The sequence below is a fragment of the Phenylobacterium sp. genome, assembly GCF_022402485.1.
GTDB lineage: Bacteria > Pseudomonadota > Alphaproteobacteria > Caulobacterales > Caulobacteraceae > Phenylobacterium.
Genome location: NZ_JAKRSA010000012.1, coordinates 99,317 through 117,596 on the forward strand (window position 1 = coordinate 99,317; position 18,280 = coordinate 117,596).

The 18,280-nt window shown below is 68.4% G+C and carries 18 protein-coding genes; 11 read left to right on the top strand and 7 right to left on the bottom strand.

Going from position 1 to position 18,280, the window contains the following annotated elements; genetic code table 11:
* Positions 1–15 precede the first annotated feature (15 nt).
* Positions 16–1,638, bottom strand: a complete 1,623-nt coding sequence (locus tag MH112_RS04245) for a cisplatin damage response ATP-dependent DNA ligase (protein ID WP_296564337.1) — start codon at positions 1,636–1,638, stop codon at positions 16–18.
* 95 nt (positions 1,639–1,733) lie between these two features.
* Here MH112_RS04245 and MH112_RS04250 point away from each other — a divergent pair, with 95 nt between their 5' ends.
* Positions 1,734–2,000 carry a DUF3892 domain-containing protein gene (locus MH112_RS04250; RefSeq protein WP_296564340.1) on the top strand — a complete coding sequence of 89 codons (267 nt, stop codon included), beginning with the start codon at positions 1,734–1,736 and terminating at the stop codon, positions 1,998–2,000.
* Between the two features lie 11 nt (positions 2,001–2,011).
* On the opposite strand, the gene MH112_RS04255 is transcribed toward MH112_RS04250, so the two are convergent.
* Entirely contained in the window at positions 2,012–3,022 is a 1,011-nt protein-coding gene (locus MH112_RS04255) for a ligase-associated DNA damage response exonuclease (protein WP_296564343.1), read from the bottom strand.
* Between the two features lie 408 nt (positions 3,023–3,430).
* Here MH112_RS04255 and MH112_RS04260 point away from each other — a divergent pair, with 408 nt between their 5' ends.
* From MH112_RS04260 to MH112_RS04285, 6 genes are all read left to right on the top strand, one after another.
* The gene (locus MH112_RS04260) at positions 3,431–3,856 is read left to right on the top strand and encodes a PaaI family thioesterase (RefSeq protein WP_296564346.1); all 426 of its coding nucleotides are present in this window, start codon (positions 3,431–3,433) and stop codon (positions 3,854–3,856) included.
* On the top strand, positions 3,853–4,278 hold the full coding sequence (locus MH112_RS04265; protein WP_296564349.1) for a PaaI family thioesterase: 426 nt from the start codon (positions 3,853–3,855) through the stop codon (positions 4,276–4,278). The genes MH112_RS04260 and MH112_RS04265 overlap by 4 nt, the downstream gene beginning before the upstream one ends.
* Positions 4,279–4,350: 72 nt before the next feature.
* Positions 4,351–6,033: a lysine--tRNA ligase gene (locus MH112_RS04270; protein WP_296564605.1), complete on the top strand. Its 1,683-nt coding sequence runs from the start codon at positions 4,351–4,353 to the stop codon at positions 6,031–6,033.
* A 165-nt stretch (positions 6,034–6,198) separates the two neighbouring features.
* Positions 6,199–6,678, top strand: coding sequence for a MerR family DNA-binding transcriptional regulator (locus MH112_RS04275; protein ID WP_296564351.1), 480 nt, complete (start codon positions 6,199–6,201; stop codon positions 6,676–6,678).
* A gap of 77 nt (positions 6,679–6,755) precedes the next feature.
* A complete protein-coding gene (locus MH112_RS04280) occupies positions 6,756–8,543 on the top strand; it encodes an acyl-CoA dehydrogenase C-terminal domain-containing protein (RefSeq protein ID WP_296564353.1) in 1,788 nt (595 codons plus the stop codon).
* A complete protein-coding gene (locus MH112_RS04285; protein ID WP_296564356.1) occupies positions 8,543–8,998 on the top strand; it encodes an OsmC family protein in 456 nt (151 codons plus the stop codon). Before MH112_RS04280 ends, MH112_RS04285 begins: the two co-directional genes overlap by 1 nt.
* Before the next feature lie 106 nt (positions 8,999–9,104).
* On the opposite strand, the gene cysK is transcribed toward MH112_RS04285, so the two are convergent.
* Together cysK and MH112_RS04295 are read right to left on the bottom strand one after the other, a co-directional pair.
* The gene (cysK, locus tag MH112_RS04290) at positions 9,105–10,094 is read right to left on the bottom strand and encodes a cysteine synthase A (protein WP_296564360.1); all 990 of its coding nucleotides are present in this window, start codon (positions 10,092–10,094) and stop codon (positions 9,105–9,107) included.
* Between the two features lie 75 nt (positions 10,095–10,169).
* A complete protein-coding gene (locus MH112_RS04295) occupies positions 10,170–11,312 on the bottom strand; it encodes a DNA cytosine methyltransferase (protein WP_296564363.1) in 1,143 nt (380 codons plus the stop codon).
* A gap of 48 nt (positions 11,313–11,360) precedes the next feature.
* Here MH112_RS04295 and MH112_RS04300 point away from each other — a divergent pair, with 48 nt between their 5' ends.
* Positions 11,361–11,894 carry a hypothetical protein gene (locus tag MH112_RS04300; RefSeq protein WP_296564365.1) on the top strand — a complete coding sequence of 178 codons (534 nt, stop codon included), beginning with the start codon at positions 11,361–11,363 and terminating at the stop codon, positions 11,892–11,894.
* Positions 11,895–11,916: 22 nt separating this feature from the next.
* Positions 11,917–12,264, top strand: coding sequence for a winged helix-turn-helix domain-containing protein (locus MH112_RS04305; RefSeq protein ID WP_296564367.1), 348 nt, complete (start codon positions 11,917–11,919; stop codon positions 12,262–12,264).
* Between the two features lie 6 nt (positions 12,265–12,270).
* Here the strand turns inward: MH112_RS04305 and MH112_RS04310 are convergent, their stop codons facing one another.
* Genes MH112_RS04310 through modA form a run of 3 tightly spaced genes read right to left on the bottom strand, consistent with a single transcriptional unit; the run spans position 12,271 to position 14,484 of the window.
* Complete coding sequence (locus MH112_RS04310) at positions 12,271–13,020, bottom strand: ATP-binding cassette domain-containing protein (RefSeq protein WP_296564369.1); 750 nt, start codon at positions 13,018–13,020, stop codon at positions 12,271–12,273.
* Positions 13,013–13,681 carry a molybdate ABC transporter permease subunit gene (modB, locus tag MH112_RS04315; RefSeq protein ID WP_296564372.1) on the bottom strand — a complete coding sequence of 223 codons (669 nt, stop codon included), beginning with the start codon at positions 13,679–13,681 and terminating at the stop codon, positions 13,013–13,015. Before modB ends, MH112_RS04310 begins: the two co-directional genes overlap by 8 nt.
* On the bottom strand, positions 13,681–14,484 hold the full coding sequence (modA, locus tag MH112_RS04320) for a molybdate ABC transporter substrate-binding protein (RefSeq protein ID WP_296564375.1): 804 nt from the start codon (positions 14,482–14,484) through the stop codon (positions 13,681–13,683). Before modA ends, modB begins: the two co-directional genes overlap by 1 nt.
* 151 nt (positions 14,485–14,635) lie before the next feature.
* On the opposite strand from modA, the gene MH112_RS04325 reads away from it, so the two are divergent.
* Both MH112_RS04325 and recQ read left to right on the top strand, forming a co-directional pair.
* Positions 14,636–16,375, top strand: coding sequence for an amidohydrolase family protein (locus MH112_RS04325; protein ID WP_296564378.1), 1,740 nt, complete (start codon positions 14,636–14,638; stop codon positions 16,373–16,375).
* A 78-nt stretch (positions 16,376–16,453) separates the two neighbouring features.
* Entirely contained in the window at positions 16,454–18,280 is a 1,827-nt protein-coding gene (gene recQ, locus MH112_RS04330; protein ID WP_296564382.1) for a DNA helicase RecQ, read from the top strand.

Consider the following 18,280-nt stretch of genomic DNA (forward strand, 5'->3'; position numbering starts at 1 on the left):
GGCGTCAGGCTCAGGCTAGGGCTGGGCCAACTGGTCCAGCATCCGCTCCAGGGTGGACAGCTCGTCGGCCTCGCCCGGGGGCTTGTCCCACCGCAGGCGGCTGATACGGGGAAAGCGCATGGCCACGCCCGACTTGTGGCGCGTGGAGCGCTGCAGGCCCTCAAACGCCACCTCGAAGACCAGGCCCGCCTGGGGTTCGGCCCGCACCGCGCGGACCGGGCCGAAGCGCTCGACTGTATTGTCGCGGACAAACTTGTCGATGGCCTTCAGCTCAGCGTCGGTGAAGCCGAAATAGGCCTTGCCCACCGGGGTCAGCACCCGATCGCCCCCCGGCCCGGCAGTCCAGACTCCGAAGGTGTAGTCGGAGTAGAAGCTGGAGCGCTTGCCGTGGCCCCGCTGGGCGTACATCAGCACCGCATCGATCAGGAACGGGTCGCGCTTCCACTTGAACCAGGGCCCCTTGGGGCGGCCGGGCTCATAGACCGACGTGAGACGCTTCAGCATCAGACCCTCGGCGACCTGTGGGTCTCCGGCGGGAGGATCCGCCCGCAGGGCGGCCAGCTCCGCCCAGGTCTCAAAGGGCTGCAGGGGGGAGAGGTCGATACGCCGATCAGACAGCTGCGCCACCAGACCCTCCAGCCGGGAACGGCGTTCGCTGAAGGTCAGTGCCCGCAGGTCCTCGCCGTCCAGGGCCAGGATGTCATAGGCGCGGATCACCGCCGGATAGGCCTGAAGCATCTTCGCCGTCACGGTCTTGCGATTCAGCCGTTGCTGCAGATCCCCGAAGGGAGCGACCCCGCCGTCGCGGCGAACCAGGAGCTCGCCGTCCAGGGCACCGTCGAAGTCCAGTGCCGCCACCACATCGGGGAACACCGCTGAGATGTCATCGCCGGTGCGGCTGTAGAGCCGCCTCAAGCCCCCTTCGCTGACCGCCTGGATGCGGATTCCGTCCCATTTCCACTCGGCCGCATAGGCCCTGGGGTCCAGCCGCGGGACGTCGACGGCCTCATCGAGGGCCTGGGCCAGCATCACCGGGCGGAACCGACCCGGGGCGTTGGGGGAGGGTCGCGGCCCTCGCCCCTCCAGCCAGGCAAACAGATCTCCATAGGGGGCTTGCAGGGCGTGCCAGACCTCCTCCACCTCGCCAATGGCCACCCCGCCCAGGTCAGCGCAGGCCTGTTTGGCCAGGCGCGAAGAGACCCCCACCCGCAGGCCGCCAGTGAGCAGCTTCAGCAAGGCCCAGCGGGCGGTGGGATCAGGAAGGGCGTCCAGCCAGCCCTCGATCAGCCGCTGGACCTCGGGCCGGGCAGCGCCGGCCAGGGCGTCCACCACCTCCGACAGCGCAGGCTCCCGGTTGGCCCCGGGGCGGAGAGGCCAGACCAGGGCCACGGTCTCGGCCAAGTCCCCCACATAATCATAGGACCAGGCGAACAGGACCTGATCCATCCGCCCTTCCACCGCCTTGCGGATGAAGGCCGGCTTGGCGGCGGAGAAGGACAGCTCACCGGTCAGCGCCGCCAGCGCCCAGCCCCGGTCAGGATCCGGTGCCGTGGCCAGATAGTCCCGCACCAGGGTGAGCTTGGCGTTGCGTGAGGCCGTCAGGGACAGGCGGTCCAGCAGGTCGGCGAAGGCGCGCATCAGACCTGTGCTCCAGGCTGGCGCGGGACCATGGTTGGGCTATAGCCAGGGTCGCCGCACCGGACTGCGGTGCCCAAGCCCGGGAGCCCTCGACCATGGCCGACGCCCGTGTCACCTGCATCACCCGACAGCCCCGCAAGCACCCCCATGAGGGGATCACCCATCTGGGGGGAAATGGCTGGAAACGCAGCAAGGCCGAGGTGATCGCCGCCATCGAGGATCGGCGCGACACCTTTCATCTGCTGGTAGGAGGCGAGCGGGCAGAGATCAGCGTCCTTAACGGCCCTAATGGCAAATACCTGCGGGCCTATGCCCAGGGCCAGTGGAACGACAGCCTTCTGACCCTGCCTCCCTGTATCTGAGCCGGCGGCGCTCACGCCTCGTCCTCTTCCTCATAGCCCACCAGGGCCAGCGCCCGGGCGGGGATACCCTGGAGTTCGGACCAGCGCGCCAGGGCCTCCTCACGGCCATGGGTGATCCACAGCTCACCCGGCCGGATTTCGTCCACCGTGGCGGTGAGCTCGTCCCAGTCGGCATGGTCGGAGATGATCAGCGGCAGCTCTACCCCACGCTGGCGGGCCCGGGCGCGGACCCGCATCCAGCCTGAGGCGAAGGCCAGGACGGGATCACTGAACCGCCGCCCCCAGCGGTCGACCAGGGCCGAGGGCGGGCCGATGACAATGGCACCTTCGAAGTCCTGTTTATGCGCGGTGGTGGCGGGCAGCAGAGGGCCTAGTTCGACCCCGTGCGCCTCATAGAGGCTGTTGAGGCGTTCCAGGGCGCCATGGACAAAGATCGGTTTGTCCCATCCCGCCTCGCGCAGCAGGCGGATGATCCGCTGAGCCTTGCCGAGCGCATAGGCCCCAACCAGGTGGGTGCGGTGGGGGAACTGGGCCACCGAACGCAGCAGGCGGGCGATCTCGCCGGCATCGTCGGGATGGCGAAACACCGGCAGGCCAAAGGTGGCTTCACTGATGAAGACATCGCAGAGCACAGGCTCGAAGGCCGCGCAGGTGGGGTCGCGCCGGCGCTTGTAGTCCCCCGACACCACCATGGTCAGGCCCTTCCAGCGGACCACCGCCTGGGCCGATCCCAGGACATGACCGGCCGGAACCAGGGTCACCTCCACAGCGTCCCGGCTGACGGGCGCGCCATAGGCGGCTGACTGGCGGGTCTGGGTAAAATCGGCGCCGTAACGCTCCCCCATGATGGCCAGGGTCTCAGGCGTCGCGAGCACGCTGCCGTGACCCGCCCTGGCATGATCGGCATGGCCATGGGTGACCACCGCCCGGGGCACCGGCCGCACGGGGTCAATGTAGAAATCCCCTGGCGGGCAATAGAGCCCCTCAGGACGGGGGCAGAGCAGGTCCTGCGGCTTGATCATCGCCCCTCCAGATGGTGACGCCCGGGCGGCGCCGCCAGATTACCGAACATTCATTTCATTACATAGTATTCACATTATGAAATCGAGCTCATGACTAAGAATTAACGAGTATTCTGAGCTGGGCAAAACTATAACGCGGTCATCGGAACGCGGCTGACGCGATCCACCCACACAAAACCTGAGAGACTCGCCATGATCCGCGCCAACCTGCTGACCCTTGCCAACATCGTCCTGGCCGCCACCCCCGCCCTGGCCATCGCCGTGGGCGTCTACAGCAACACCGTGCCCCTGTTCTAAAGCGCCCTGTCGCCCCACCAGAGGAAAGGGGCGCGCCCTTTTGATTGACCGCCCCAAGGGCAAGCCGTTACCCCGTCAAGGATGGTCAAGCCGCCGAATTTCATCTCCGCCATGACCGGGTCCCTCGATGAGACGGCGGCCCGGCACATGGTCACCAGGACGCCCCAGACTGAGGCGCTGGGATTCCAGTTTGTCTCCATCAGTGAGGCCCGTGGCGCGATCCAGGTGCCCTGGCGCGCCGACCTGGTGGGCGACCCCGAGACCGGCGTCATCGCCTCGGGCGTCGTCACCACCCTGCTCGACCATGTCTGCGGCTTGGCGATCCGGGCGGCGAATGCCGTGCCCCAAGGGACCTTGGACCTGCGCATCGACTATATGCGGCCCGCCAAACCCCAGGCCGACCTGGTGGCCGACGGACATTGCTACAAGCTGACCCGAACCATCGCCTTTGTCCGGGCGCTCGCCCATGACGGCGATCCCGAGGATCCGGTGGCCACTGCGCAGGCGGCCTTCGCCCTGATCGGCGGTGGCGCATGAGTGTCGAGACCACACCGGCTGAGCGGTTGGCCGCCTTCCTGGCGCGCACCCCCTATATCGCCTTTCTCGGCATGCGGGCCGAACTCGCCGGGGACGAGATGACGGCCATCCTGCCCTATTCTCCCCACCTGATTGGCAACACCCTGCTGCCGGCCCTGCACGGGGGCGTGCTCGGTGCCTTCATGGAGATGACCGCGCTGGCCCAGCTGGCGGTGATCTCCGGCGGCCCGAGGCCGGCCAAGACCATAGATGTGACCATCGACTATCTGCGCCCCGGAAGGGCCATGGACACCTATGCCCGGGCGGAGATCAAAAAGGCCGGCCGACGGATCTCCAGCGTCCATGTGGAAGCCTGGCAGGAGGCCCGCGCCAAGCCGGTCGCCGCCATCCGCGGCCACTTCCAGATGCCCATCGAAGGCTGAGGGGCGCGCTACCCTTATCTGCTCGGACAAATGCCGCTTGAGGCAGGCGGTCATGCGCGCTACCGCCTGACCATGCTTCAGGGACTTTCACATTCGGCCCAAGGGGCCAAGAGCTGGCCGTTCGAGCAGGCCCGCGCCCTCCTGGCGCGGATCCTGCGCCTGCGGCTGTCTGACGCCGAGCGGGATCTGGCTGTTACGCTCATCAATGCCGGCAAGGCCGATGAGGCCGTGGCCACCCTCGAGGGCTTGCAGCGCCCGGTGGTCTTCGAGACCGGCTATGGCCCGTCCGGCCTGCCCCATGTGGGCACCTTCGGCGAGGTGGCCAGGACCACCATGGTGCGCACCGCCTTCCGGGCGCTGACCGAGGACGCCATTCCCACCCGGCTGATCGCCTTCTCCGACGACATGGACGGGATGCGCAAGGTGCCGCCGGGACTGCCCAACCAGGAGATGCTGCACGAGGACCTGGAAAAGTCACTCAGCGTGGTCCGCGACCCGTTCGAGACCCATGAGAGCTTTGCGGCCCATAACAATGCCCGCCTGCGCGCCTTCCTCGACGGCTTTGGCTTCGACTATGAATTCATGTCGTCCACGCAGGCCTATCGCTCGGGCCGGTTCGACGCGACCCTGCTGATCGCGCTCGAGCGGTTCGACGCCATCCAGAAGATCATGCTGCCGACGCTCGGCGAAGAGCGCCGCGCCACCTATTCCCCCTTTCTCCCGGTGAGCCCCAGGACCGGCAAGGTGCTGCAGGTCCCGACCCTGGAGCGCCATGTGGACCGCGGGACCATCGTCTTCGCCGACGAGGACGGAACGCTGACCGAAGTGCCGGTCACCGGAGGCCATGTGAAGATGCAGTGGAAGCCCGACTGGGCCCTGCGCTGGGTCGCCCTCGGCGTCGACTATGAGATGGCCGGCAAGGACCTGATCGACTCGGTCAAGGTCTCCAGCCAGGTCTGCAAGGTGCTGGGCGGTGCCCCGCCCGAGGGCTTCAACTACGAGCTGTTCCTCGACGAGGGCGGCCAGAAGATCTCCAAGACCAAGGGCAATGGCTTCTCGATGGAGGCGTGGCTGCGCTACGCCACGCCGGAAAGCCTGGCCTATTACATGTTCCAGTCTCCCAAGTCGGCCAAACGCCTGCACTTCGACGTCGCCCCCAAGGCGACGGACGAGTACCTGCAGCAGCTGGAAGCCTTCAACCGGAAGCAGGCCGAGGGCACCAACGAGCCGCAGATCGATAACCCCGTCTGGCACGTCCATCGGGGCGCGCCCCCGGCGGAAGGGGCGGCCATCTCCTTTGCTCTGATGCTGAACCTGGTCTCGGCGGCCAACGCCTCGACCAAGGAGATCCTCTGGGGTTTCATCAGCCGGTATATCCCCGGCGCGACCCCGGCCGATCATCCTCTGCTGGATCGCCTCGCCGGCTACGCGATCAACTATTACGAGGACTTCGTTAAGCCCGCGAAGACCTTCCGCGCCCCCACCGACCAGGAGCGGGCGGCGATCGAGGATCTGGCTGCGCGCCTGCGGGCCCTGCCGGAGGGCGCTGATGCCGAGGCGATCCAGAACGAGGTGTTCGAGGCCGGCAAGGCAGGCGGCTTTGAGCCCCTGCGGGCCTGGTTCACGGCCCTGTACGAGGTCCTGCTCGGCCAGAGCCAGGGCCCGCGCTTTGGCTCCTTTGTGGCGATCTTCGGGGTCGAACGGACCCTGCAGCTCATCGACAGGGCCCTGGCCGGCGATCTGGTCGCGGGCTGAGGCAGGGCGCGCGCCCCAGACGCCCGTCGTCGGAATCGACAGGCCTGCGACATGGCGCCTATCCCGTGCGCAGGGGGCTTGCCTTGACGTTGACGTAAGATGCCACTTAACGTCATCGGCAAGATGTAAGCCGCCAAAAATCAGGCTCACCCGGAGACGCCACACATGCCCACCGACCTGCGCCGCCCCCAACGCACCTATACGATCCGCCAGCTCTGCCTGGAGTTCAAATGCACCCCGCGCGCCCTGCGGTTCTATGAGGACAAGGGCCTTCTGACCCCGGCCCGTGACGGGATGAACCGGGTCTATTCCTACAAGGATCGCGCGCGACTGAAGCTGATCCTGCAGGGCAAGCGGGTGGGTCTATCCCTGGCGGAGATCGGGGAAATCCTCGACCTGTACGACCTGGGCGACGGCGGCGCGGCGCAGATGGCCAAGTCCCTGCGCAAGTTCAAGGAACGCATCGTCGCCCTGGAGAGCCAGCGCGAGGATATCGACCGGGCGATCAACGAGCTGAAGACCGGCTGCAACAATCTGGAGCAGAAGCTGATCGCCACCCGCCCTGACCTGCTGCCCCGGGCCGCCGACTATGACCAGATGCTGCGCCAGCGCCTCGACGGCTTGGAGCACGTGGGCGCCAAATAAGGCGAGGCTCAGCTCGATCTGCCACGACACCCTGACCGGGCCGGGCGACCGGCCCGGCTGACACCACAGGAGCCCCCATGCCCTATCAGCCCCCCGTCCGCGACCACCTTTTCCTGCTGCGCGATGTTCTGCAGATTGAGCGCTACGGGGACCTGCCGGGCTTTTCCGAAGCCTCCATGGATGTGGTCGCCCAGATCGTCGAGGAGGGTGCCCGCTTCGCCGGCGAGGTGCTGGCCCCCCTCAACGGGGTCGGCGACAAGCAGGGCTGCACCTGGCGTTCAGACCACACGGTGACCACGCCCGACGGGTTCAAGGCCGCCTATAAGGGACTGGTGGAGGGCGGCTGGCCGGCCATCGGCGCCGACAAGGCCTATGGGGGCCAGGGCCTCGCCCATGTGGTCAACCTCTCGTTCTCGGAGATGTCGTCCTCGGCCAATATGGCGTTCGCCATGTATCCGGGCCTGACCCATGGTGCTTATTCGGCCATCCACACCGGCGGGTCTCAAGCGCAGAAGGACCTTTATCTGCCGAAACTCGCCTCTGGCGAGTGGTGCGGCACCATGAACCTCACCGAGCCCCATTGCGGCACCGATCTGGGGCTGCTGCGCACCAAGGCGGTCCCCCAGGCCGACGGCTCCTATCGCATCACCGGACAGAAGATCTGGATCTCCGGCGGCGAGCACGACATGGCCGACAACATCGTCCATCTGGTCCTGGCCAGGATCGAGGGCGCGCCGGCCGGCACCCGCGGCATCAGCCTGTTCATCGTGCCGAAGTTCATCCCGGACGCGCAGGGCAAGCCTGGTGAGCGCAACACCGTCTTCTGCGCCGGCCTGGAAGAGAAGATGGGCATCCATGGCAACGCAACCTGTGTCATCCAGCACGAGGAGTCCCTCGGCTGGCTGGTGGGCGAGGAGAACCAGGGCCTGCGCCTGATGTTCGTGATGATGAACGAGGCCCGCATCGGGGTCGGCCTGCAGGGCGTGGCCCAGGCCGAGGCCGCCTATCAGGCCGCCGCCAGCTTCGCCAAGGACCGCCTGCAGGGTCGCTCGCTCACCGGGCCGAAGAACGCCGATGGCCCGGCTGACCCGATCATCGTCCACCCCGACGTGCGCCGCATGCTGATGGACTCCAAGGCCGTCATCGAGGCCGGTCGGGCCTTCCTGTTCTGGACCGCCCTGCACGGGGACCTGGCCCATGGCAGCCCTGATGAAGCAGCCCGGAAGAAGGGCTCTGACTACATGGCCTTGATGACCCCGGTGGTGAAAGGCTTCCTCACCGACCGGGGGTTCAAGATCTGTTCCGACGCCATGCAGGTGCACGGGGGCTCAGGCTTCACCGAGCACTTCCCCGCCAGCCAGTACATGCGCGATTGCCGCATCGCACTGATCTATGAGGGCACCAATGGGGTCCAGGCCCTGGACCTGGTGGGGCGCAAGCTGGCCGCCGAGGGGGGCCGCGGCGTCATGGGCTTCTTCGCCGAGATCGATGCCTATGTGGGCGAGCATGAAAACGACAAGGCGCTGGCCCCGGTCATCGAGGGCCTGTCCCGCGCCAAGGAAGAATTGCAGGACGCCACCATGTGGCTGATGGCCAACGGCCTGGCCAATCCGGACAATGCCGGCGCAGCCTCGACCGACTACATGCATCTCTTTGGCCTCACAGCCCTGGCCTATATGTGGGCCATGATGGCCAAGGCGGCCCAGGACAAGATCGCCGCTGGCGATACCGATCCCTACTACGCCACCCGCCTGACTCTGGCCCGGTACTATGTGGAGCGGATTCTGCCTGAAACCTCGGCCCACCTGGCCAAGCTGAAAACGGGTGCCGACACCCTGATGAGCCTTCCGGCTGAGGCCTTCTGATGGGCACCTATCGGGCCGCCGTCTCCTGGCAACTCTCAGCGGGTGAGGACTTTCTGGCCGGGCGCTACAGCCGGGGCCACGAGCTCGGCTTTGAGGGGGGCGTGCGCGTGCCCGGCACGGCTTCGCCCCATGTGGTGGGCAACAGGTGGTCGGTGGAGGGTGCCGTGGACCCCGAGCAGATGCTCGTGGCGGCGCTTTCCTCCTGCCACATGCTGAGTTTCCTGCACCGGGCACGGCTGGCGGGGTTCTCCGTGGCCGTCTATGCCGACGCCGCCGAGGGCGAAATGCATGAGATCGCCCCGGACCGCCAGGCGGTGACCAAGGTCACCCTGCATCCCACCATCGAATGGGTCGGCCCCGCCCCGGACGCCGAGACCCTGGCGCGCCTGCACCACGAGGCGCACGAGGTGTGCTTCATCGCCAATTCGGTGAAGACCGACGTTGTGGTGGCCTGAGGCCCGTATGCGCCGCAAGCCCTGTCCTTGAGCTCTTGACCCGGGACATGACGGCCGAGCGCATGCGGGCGTCAGAGACCTCGCTCACCCTCGGCCGACCCTGGCCCTAGATGCCGTCAAACAGCGCCGTGGACAGATAACGCTCGGCGAAGCTCGGGATGATCACCACCAGGGTCTTGCCCGCCATGTCATCCCGGGCCGCCACATGGAACGCCGCCGTCAGGGCTGCGCCGGAGGAAATGCCTACGGGAACCCCCTCGTCCCTGGCGACGCGCCGGGCCATGGCGAGGCTGTCGTCATTGGAGACCTGGATCACCTCGTCGATGACGCTGCGGTCGAGGATCGAAGGGACGAAGCCCGCGCCAATGCCCTGGATCTTGTGTGGACCTGGCTGGCCCCCCGACAGCACCGGCGAGGCCTCTGGCTCCACGGCAATCATCTTCAGGCTGGCCTTGCGCGCCTTCAACACCTGGCCGACCCCGGTGATCGTGCCGCCGGTGCCGACGCCCGACACCACAACATCCACCTGACCCTCGGTGTCGTTCCAGATCTCCTCGGCGGTGGAGACCCGGTGAATCAGGGGGTTGGCCCCATTGTCGAACTGCTGGGGCATGACGGCGCCGGGTGTCGCCTCGACGATCTCCCGGGCCCGGGCCACCGCGCCGGCCATGCCCCGCTCGGCCGGGGTCAGCTCGAGCTTGGCGCCCAGCAGGGCGAGCATCTTGCGCCGTTCGATGGACATGCTCTCGGGCATAACCAGGGTCAGGGGATAACCCTTGGCCGCCGCCACAAAGGCCAGGGCGATGCCCGTATTGCCGCTGGTGGGCTCCACGATGGTCGAGCCAGGCTTGAGGATCCCTTGGGCCTCCAGGGCCTCGATCATGGACACCCCGATCCGGTCTTTCACCGAGGCGATCGGATTGAAGAACTCCAGCTTGGCCAGAACCTGGGCCTTGGGCTTCAAGGCGGCGGTCAGGCGCGGCAGCCGGACCAGGGGCGTGTCGCCGATGGTGTCGATGATCGAGTCATAGACCCGGCCCCGACCGGCCCGGCGATGGCGCTCGGCGTCGTAGGTCTTGAGGGAATTGGCGTCCATGGACCTGCCTTCAAATGTCGCGTGTCGTGCCCTTTGAACGCGAACTTAGGGGCTTAGGCGCCAAAAGTAAGCCGGTCATTCCGCAGCCATGACCCCAGTTTCTCCACCAGCGAGGGGCCAAATCAGATTTTCTGCCAGCCAGGCCACCACCGGAACCGCCACCCCGTCCCCGGTCACCCGCAGGGCACCATTGGCAGAGGCGGGCAGGACATAGGTTTCCGGCAGACCCATGAGGCGGGCAGCCTCTCTGGGGGACACCAGGCGCGAGCGCACGCCCTGGCGATCACCGATCAGCAGCATTTGCCGCGAAGACCCGCCGGCCGGGGTGCGCAGGCATCCGGCCAGCCCATCCAGACGCACCTCTGCCCGCTGCACCCGGACGCCGTTCTCGGTGCGGATCCGCCGATAGGCCGCCCCGACGCCCTGCCCCTTGACGGCCAGTTCGGCGTCGAAGCGGTGGCGGTGCAGAGGCGACATCTGGTCGAGCAGGGCCTGGGTCTGGAGCGCTGAACGCCAGGGGACGACGGCGTCCTCCTCCAGCAGGCTGGCCAGGTCGGTGTTGCGCGCAGGCGGGGCAGGCAGCTGCCACCAGACCCAGCGCTCCGCAAGGTCGGTTCCCAGGCGAGCCTGGGCCTCCAGCACTGCGCGGCTGTGGAATGGACTTGGGCCGGTGAGACCGGGGGGCGGAACCATCTGGGTGGCCACCACAAAGATCCGGGGCCGCGACTGGGGCACGAAGCGGGCGGCGTCGATCTCCAGGGCGCCGAAGTGATAGCCCTCATCGGCCAGGGCCTGGCACAGGGCCTGGAAATCGGCCCCCCCGTGGGAGGTCAGGAGGCCAACCACATTCTCGATGACGATGGTCTTGGGGGCCCGACCCTGGGCGTTCAGCCCCTGGACCAGCTTCCAGAAGCCGAAAAAGGCAGAGGAGCGCCCACCGGCCAGACCCGCCCGGGCGCCAGCCAGGCTGAAGTCCTGGCAAGGGGAAGAGGCCCAGCCGAGGTCGGCCTGTCCGGGCAGATCCGAGGGGCTCAGGGCCCAGACATCGCCCTCGTGAAAGTGGGTGTCGGCGTCCGGGAAGTTGGCCCGATAGGCGCGGGCCTTGACCGGATCAAAATCGTTGGCGAAGGCGCAGTTCCAGCCGGCTCCGAGACCGAGACGAGCCATGCCGCCGCCGGCGAAGAATTCGTAGAAGATCGGGCGGCGGTTTCGACTCATGATGGGGTGAGTCTAACCTGTCCACGCCCACGGGAAAGGACCCCAGCCATGTGTGCCCAAACGCCTGTCAGCCAAATCCGCATCGGCAGCGGCCTGCTGATCCTGGCCCTCACCCTTGGCCTGGGGGCGTGCCAGCCCCAGGCGCCCGATGGTGGGCAGGCCGAGGCCCCGGCCGACGCTCCGGCCGAGGCGGCCGACCCCGCCACGCCGGCCCCTGGCACCGCTCCAGCTCCAGGCCCCTTCGCCGGGGACCTGCGCGCCGTGGGCACGGAGCCCTTCTGGGGCCTGAGCATCACCGGCGGCGAGATCGTGCTTGAGCGCCCGGACTTCCCCCCGAGCCGAGGCCCTAATCCTGGCTTTGTCATGGAGGATGCTCAGGCGGTCTGGCGCACCCAGACCACCGATGGCGGCGACCTCATGGTCACCCTGCGACAGGCCCCGTGCTCCGACGGCATGTCAGACCTGACCTATGTCTATGCCGCCGAGGTTCAGAGCGGTGACGAAACCCTGTCAGGGTGCGCCGGCAAGGCCGACGCCATGCCCCGGGAGGGGGATATGCCCCCGACGGCTGCCGCCCCCTGATCCAGCACCCTGAGCCCTGGCCGTGACCACGATCAGCCTGAAGTTCGACTTCGCCAATGGCCATCGCCTGGGGCCGGGCAAGGCTGACCTGTTGGCGCAGGTCCGGGCCCATGGCTCGATCGCGGCGGCCGGACGCGCCATGGGCATGAGCTACAGACGGGCCTGGCTGCTGGTGGACCAGATGAACCAGATGTTCGTGGAGCCGGTGGTCATGACCCAGCTGGGGGGACGCGGCGGCGGATCAGCCCAACTGACGCCCTTCGGCGAAACCGTGCTGAACCGCTATCGCGCCTTGCAGGCCAAGACCGCAGCGGCGGTGGCGGCGGATCTGGCGGCGCTGGAGGCGGCCTTGCGGGCGCCCGAGCCTTAAAGCCCCCTAAGCCCTCGGCTTCAGGTCGAGGATGTCGGCCACCAGATCGCTGGCCGGGTTGGCCATTACCGCGTCTGGATGACCGGTCTGCAGGATCTCACCCTGGTGCAGCACGCTCATCTGGTCGGCCAGGGCCTGCGCCTCGTCCAGATCGTGGGTGACCAGCAGGATGGGAATGTTCAGATCAGCGCGCAGGACGTTCAGGTCCGCCTGCAACCGCCGGCGGGTCCGGCGGTCCACAGCGGCGAAGGGCTCATCCAGAAGCAGCACGTTGGGCGACCTGGCCAGGGCCCGGGCCACGGCCACCCGCTGCTGCTCGCCCCCGGACAGGTCGGCGGGGCGGCGGTGAGCCTTGCCCTCAAGACCCACCTGCGCCAGCAGGGCCAAGGCCCGGGGCTCGCGCTCAGGGCGCGGCCGGCCCTGCAGGCTGGTCTCCACATTGGCCTGGGCGCTCATGTGCGGGAACAGGGCGTAGTTCTGGAAGACGAGCCCCACTCGGCGGTCCTGGGGGGACATCCAGGTCCCGGCCTGGGCGTCGAACCAGACGGCGGGGCCGCAGGTGATCTCACCGCCCTTGGGGCGATAGAGCCCGGCGATCGCCTTCAGCACCGTGGTCTTTCCCGCCCCCGACGGTCCCACCAGGGCATGAAGTTCCCCCGGCGCGCAGGCGAAGGCCGCGTCGAGGCGGATGGGTCCGTCCTGACGGAGCCGGACCCTCAGACCGCCGACCGCGGAGGATGGGGCCAGGTCACCCACGCAGACGCACCGCTCGGGCCCCGACCCCGTAGACCACCGCCACGGCCAGGAAGGAGGAGATCAGCAGGAAGGCCGACATGATGCCCGCCGCAGCCGTGTCGAAGGCCTGGACCCGGTCATAGATGCTGATGGCGATGGTGCGGGTTTCCCCCGGAATGGCGCCGCCGACCATCAGGACAACCCCGAATTCCCCCAGGGTGTGGGTGAAGGTCAGCACCACGGCGCTGAGCAGGCCGGGCCACGCCAGCGGCAGCTCCACCTTGCGGAAGGTGGCCAGCGGGGACAGGCCCCCGACCCAGGCAGCCTGGCGCAGATCAGGGCCAACCCCTTCAAAGGCCCGCTGCAGGGGCTGGATCGCAAAGGGCAGGTTGAACACCACAGAGGCGATCAGCAGGCCTGAGAAGCTGAACACCAGGGTCTCCCCGGTCAGGGCCTGCCAGGCCTGGCCCAGGGGACTGGCCACCCCCAGGGCGATCAGCAGGTAGTAGCCCAGCACCGTCGGCGGCAGGACCAGGGGCAGGGTGATCAGCGCCTCGACCCAGCGTTTGCCCCGGAAGTCGTGGAAAGCCAGGACCCGCCCCAGGATCACGCCAATGGGCAGCAACACCAGGGTGGTCGCTGCCGCCAGCTGCAGGGAGAGAATGAGCGCGGACCAGTCCATCAGGAGATCGCGCCCCTGGCCGGCAGGACAAAGCCGTAGCGGTCAAGAATCGCCCGAGCGGCGGCCCCTCGCAGATAGCCGTAAAAGGCCCAGGCAATGGGACCCGCACCTTTGAGCAGCACCATCTGCTGCTCCAGGGGCTGATGCCATCCCCCCGGGATCAGGGCTGAACGCCCCCGCCGGGCCAACTCCGGGGCCACCGCCAGGGACCAGGCGATCACCCCCCCTTGTGCCGCGCCGGTGCTGGCGAACTGGGCGGCCTGGGCGATGTTCTCCCCCACCACCAGCCGCGGCTGGATCGTCCCCCACAGTCCGGCGTGGGTCAGAGCCTCCCGGGCGGCCCGGCCATAGGGGGCATGGTCGGGATTGGCGATGGCCAGTCGGCGCAGTCGGCCATCCTTGAGGGCGGCCGCGAGGTCCTTCAGCTGGCCATCGGCCTTCAGGCGGGAGCCTGTGGGCACAAACAGGGCGATCCGGCCTTCGGCATAGGGGACCCCGCCGTCCAGGGTCAGCCCCCTGGCGGCGAGGCGCGCCACATAGGGCCGGTCGGCCGACAGAAAGAGCTCAAAGGGCGCCCCCTGTTCGATCTGCGTGGTGATGGCCCCGGACGACCCGAACACCAGGCGAACCGGCCCGCCGCCCTGGGCGCGAAAGGCCTCGACCACCTTGGGCAGCACCGACTGCAGGGAGGCCGCAGCGGCGATGACCGGGCCGGCCTGGGCCCGCGCCGCCGTCACGCCGCCGAGACTCATAGTCGCCGCCAGGCCCGCCAGGACGTCCAGTCGCGTGAGGCCAGGGATCATGCCAGGGGTCCAGATCGAAATATTTGATCAGATATAGCGCGCCTCCGGCCCTTGTCACGGGGACACAGGACGCTTGACGGGGGGACCCTTGGGGGGAGCTAATCGCTGCAAGGATGGGCGTAAGACCCACCGACGCCAGGGAGGCGGCGAATTGGAACGGGCATATGACCTCGTCGTGCGCGGCGGGACGCTGGCCGATGGGTCGGGCGCGCCGACCTATGAGGCCGACATCGCCATCAAGAACGGTCGCATCGCCGCCGTCGGCGAGATCCGAGGCCGCGGGGCTGAGGAGATCGACGCCCGGGGCCGGTTGGTGACCCCAGGCTTTGTGGACATCCACACCCACTATGACGGCCAGGCCACCTGGGACTCCCATATGCAGCCCTCGTCCTGGCACGGGGTGACCACCGTGGTCATGGGCAATTGCGGGGTGGGCTTCGCCCCCTGCCGGCCCGCCGACCAAGACCGGCTGATCCGGCTGATGGAGGGGGTGGAAGACATCCCCTTCCCGGTCCTGACAAAGGGTCTGCCCTGGAACTGGGAGAGCTTCCCAGACTATCTGGACGCCCTGTCCCAGCGTCGGTTCGACGTGGACATCGGCACCCAGCTGCCCCATGCGGCCCTGCGGGTCTTTGTCATGGGCGAGCGCGGCGCAGCCCGGGAGCCGGCCAAAGCCGCCGACATCGCCGCCATGGCCCGTCTGGCCGAACAAGCCATGGCCGCCGGCGCCCTGGGATTTTCCACCTCGCGGACCCTCAATCACCGCACCAGCGACGGCCAGCCCACCCCGACCCTGACGGCCGGCGAGGATGAGCTCACCGGCATCGCCATGGGCCTGGCCCGCGCCGGAAAGGGCGTGCTGCAGGTGGTGTCGGACTTCGCCGACCCGGCGGCGGAATTCGCCATGCTGCGCAGGATCGTCGAGGCCTCCGGCCGTCCCCTGTCCTTCTCGCTCACCCAGCACGGCAAGGCGCCCCAGGCCTGGCGGCTCTTGCTGGACGCCCTGTCTGACGCCACAGGCGCTGGCCTGCCCATGAAGGCTCAGGTCTGCGGGCGGCCGGTGGGAATCCTGTTCGGCTTTGAACTGACCCTCAACCCGTTCAGTCACCACGCCACCTACAAGGCCCTGGCCCATCTGCCCCTGGCCGAGCGGGTGGCCCGTCTGCGCGATCCTGCGGTAAGGGCGGCTTTGCTCAATGAAGCCGCGGCCGTCGAACCGGGGTTCGCCACCCAGACCACGCGAAACTGGGGCAATATGTACCTGATGGGCGAGGTTCCAGACTATGAACCCCATCCCTCCCAGACCATCGCCGCCCTGGCGGAGGCCCGGGGGATCGCACCAGAAGCCCTGGCCCTCGACCACCTGTTGTCCGGCGAGGGGCGCGGCATGCTCTATCTGCCGTTCCTGAACTATGCCGAAGGCTCCCTGGCCCCGTCCTATGAGATGCTGGGCCATCCCGACGCAGTGCCCGGCCTGTCGGATGGCGGCGCCCATGTGGGCATGATCTGTGACGGCTCCTTCCCCACCTCCAACCTCACCCATTGGACAAGGGACCGGACCCGGGGGCCGCGCTTTGACCTGGAGGCCATGGTGCGGATGCAGACCCGCGACACCGCCCGGGCCGTGGGGCTCTATGACCGGGGCATGATTGCGGCGGGCCACCGGGCCGACCTGAACATCATCGACTATGACCACCTGACCCTGGAGGCGCCCAAGGTGGCCTATGACCTGCCAGCCGGCGGTCGCAGACTGATCCAGCGGGCGAGGGGCTATGTGGCCACCCTGGTGGGAGGCGTTGTCACCCAGCGGGACGGAGAGCCCACCGGCGCCCTGCCCGGCCGTCTCCTGCGCGGCGCTCAGGCTGCACCGGTGGCCATGGCCGCGGAATAGACGCCCCGCCGGGATCGGCTGAGGACAACCTCAGTTTTCCCTTCGTCGGGCTCGCCGACGCACGCCATAAGGCGGCCCATGACCGCTTCGCTCGACGAGGCGCGGGAGGTCCTGCGCCGCACCTTCGGACACGCTGATTTCCGGGGCCTTCAGGGCGAGGTGATCACCGAGGCCCTGGCCGGGCGCAGCGCGCTCGCCGTCCTGCCCACCGGCGGCGGCAAGAGCCTCTGCTACCAGATCCCCAGCATGCTTAGGCCCGGCCTCGGCCTCGTAGTCTCGCCGCTCATCGCCCTGATGACCGACCAGGTCGCCGCCCTGCAACAGTCCGGCGTGGCCGCCGCCCGCCTGGACTCCGCCATCGAACCCGAAGAGCGGGCGCAGACCTGGCGCCGGGTCGAGGCCGGCGAGCTCGACCTGCTCTATGTGTCGCCCGAAGGCCTGATGGCCCCGCACATGATGGAGCGGCTGCGGCGCACCCCGCTGGCGCTGATCGCCATCGACGAGGCCCATTGCGTCAGCCAGTGGGGCCACGACTTCCGCCCCGACTACCGCACGCTGGGCCGCCTCGCCGACCTGTTCCCCGATGTGCCGCGCCTGGCGGTGACCGCCACGGCGGATGCCCGGACCCGGGACGACATCCGCGCCGAGCTGCGCCTGGAAGACGCCCGGGAGTTTGTGGCGAGCTTCGCCCGGCCTGAGCTTGCCCTGTTTGCCGAACGCAAGTCCGGCCCCGCCCAGAAGCGGGTGCTGGAGCTGGTGGCCGAGCGGCGGGGCAGGTCAGGGGTGGTCTATGCCGGCTCCCGGGACGGCACCGAGCGCCTGGCCGAGGCCCTGCGCCAGGCCGGTGTCGACGCCCAGGCCTATCATGCAGGCCTGGACAAGCACGTGCGCGCCCACCGGCTCGAAGCGTTTCTCGAGGCCGAGGATGCGGTGATGGTGGCGACCATCGCCTTTGGCATGGGGGTCGACAAGCCCGACGTCCGCTTCGTCATCCACGCCGATCCGCCGGGCTCCATCGAGGCCTATTGGCAGGAGATCGGCCGGGCCGGCCGCGACGGCGACCCCGCCGAGGGCATCACCCTCTATGGCGCCTCAGACCTCGCCTGGGCCCTGCGCCGCATCGATGGCCGGGAGATGGACGAGGCGGTCAAGCAGGTGCAGGTGCGAAAGGTGCGCCAGCTCTACGCCATGCTGGAGGGCGCCGGCTGCCGGGCCGCAGCTGTGCGCCGCTATTTCGGCGAAGAAGGCGTGGAGCCCTGCGGCCAGTGCGATGTCTGCCTCTCCCCGCCGGAGACCGAGGACGCCACAAAGGCCGCCCAGAAGGCGCTCTCAGCCGTCCACCGCATGGGCGGGCGGTTTGGTCGCGGCCGGCTGGTGGACCACCTGCTGGGCAAGACCAAGGACCCTTCCGACTTCGAGGCCGGCCTCTCCACCTTCGGGGTCGGCCAGGAGCTCTCAGCGCCCGGCTGGCGCGACCTGATCGACCAGCTTCTGTTCGAGGGCCTGTTGCGAGAAGACCCCAACGACAACCGCCCGCTGATCGCGCTGGGCGAAGCCGAGGCCGTGCGCGCCGTCTATCGCGGCGAGCGCCAGGTGCGCGCCCGCAAAGCCGCCCCAGGCGCTGAACGGAAAACCCCTGGCCGCCGTCGCAGCGGCGCCAACGACCTTTCCCTGTCGCCCGCCGACCAGGGCCTGTTCGAAGCCCTGCGTGCCTGGCGCCGGGAGGAGGCCGGCCGCCAGCACGTGCCCCCCTACGTCATCTTCCACGACCGCACCCTGGCCGAAATCGCCGCCGTCAAACCCGCCGCCGAACGGGCGCTCGGTGCCGTCTCCGGCGTCGGCGAAGGCAAACTGGCCCGCTACGGCGAGGCCGTGCTGGCCGTGGTGCGGGGGTTTGAGGGGTAG

Excerpts from the sequence above, each read along its gene's own strand:
- MH112_RS04245 (WP_296564337.1), bottom strand. The coding sequence starts at position 1,638 with ATGCGCGCCTTCGCCGACCTGCTGGACCGCCTGTCCCTGACGGCCTCA.
- MH112_RS04250 (WP_296564340.1), top strand. The coding sequence starts at position 1,734 with ATGGCCGACGCCCGTGTCACCTGCATCACCCGACAGCCCCGCAAGCAC.
- MH112_RS04255 (WP_296564343.1), bottom strand. The coding sequence starts at position 3,022 with ATGATCAAGCCGCAGGACCTGCTCTGCCCCCGTCCTGAGGGGCTCTAT.
- MH112_RS04260 (WP_296564346.1), top strand. The coding sequence starts at position 3,431 with ATGACCGGGTCCCTCGATGAGACGGCGGCCCGGCACATGGTCACCAGG.
- MH112_RS04265 (WP_296564349.1), top strand. The coding sequence starts at position 3,853 with ATGAGTGTCGAGACCACACCGGCTGAGCGGTTGGCCGCCTTCCTGGCG.
- MH112_RS04270 (WP_296564605.1), top strand. The coding sequence starts at position 4,351 with ATGCTTCAGGGACTTTCACATTCGGCCCAAGGGGCCAAGAGCTGGCCG.
- MH112_RS04275 (WP_296564351.1), top strand. The coding sequence starts at position 6,199 with ATGCCCACCGACCTGCGCCGCCCCCAACGCACCTATACGATCCGCCAG.
- MH112_RS04280 (WP_296564353.1), top strand. The coding sequence starts at position 6,756 with ATGCCCTATCAGCCCCCCGTCCGCGACCACCTTTTCCTGCTGCGCGAT.
- MH112_RS04285 (WP_296564356.1), top strand. The coding sequence starts at position 8,543 with ATGGGCACCTATCGGGCCGCCGTCTCCTGGCAACTCTCAGCGGGTGAG.
- cysK (WP_296564360.1), bottom strand. The coding sequence starts at position 10,094 with ATGGACGCCAATTCCCTCAAGACCTACGACGCCGAGCGCCATCGCCGG.
- MH112_RS04295 (WP_296564363.1), bottom strand. The coding sequence starts at position 11,312 with ATGAGTCGAAACCGCCGCCCGATCTTCTACGAATTCTTCGCCGGCGGC.
- MH112_RS04300 (WP_296564365.1), top strand. The coding sequence starts at position 11,361 with ATGTGTGCCCAAACGCCTGTCAGCCAAATCCGCATCGGCAGCGGCCTG.
- modB (WP_296564372.1), bottom strand. The coding sequence starts at position 13,681 with ATGGACTGGTCCGCGCTCATTCTCTCCCTGCAGCTGGCGGCAGCGACC.
- modA (WP_296564375.1), bottom strand. The coding sequence starts at position 14,484 with ATGATCCCTGGCCTCACGCGACTGGACGTCCTGGCGGGCCTGGCGGCG.
- recQ (WP_296564382.1), top strand. The coding sequence starts at position 16,454 with ATGACCGCTTCGCTCGACGAGGCGCGGGAGGTCCTGCGCCGCACCTTC.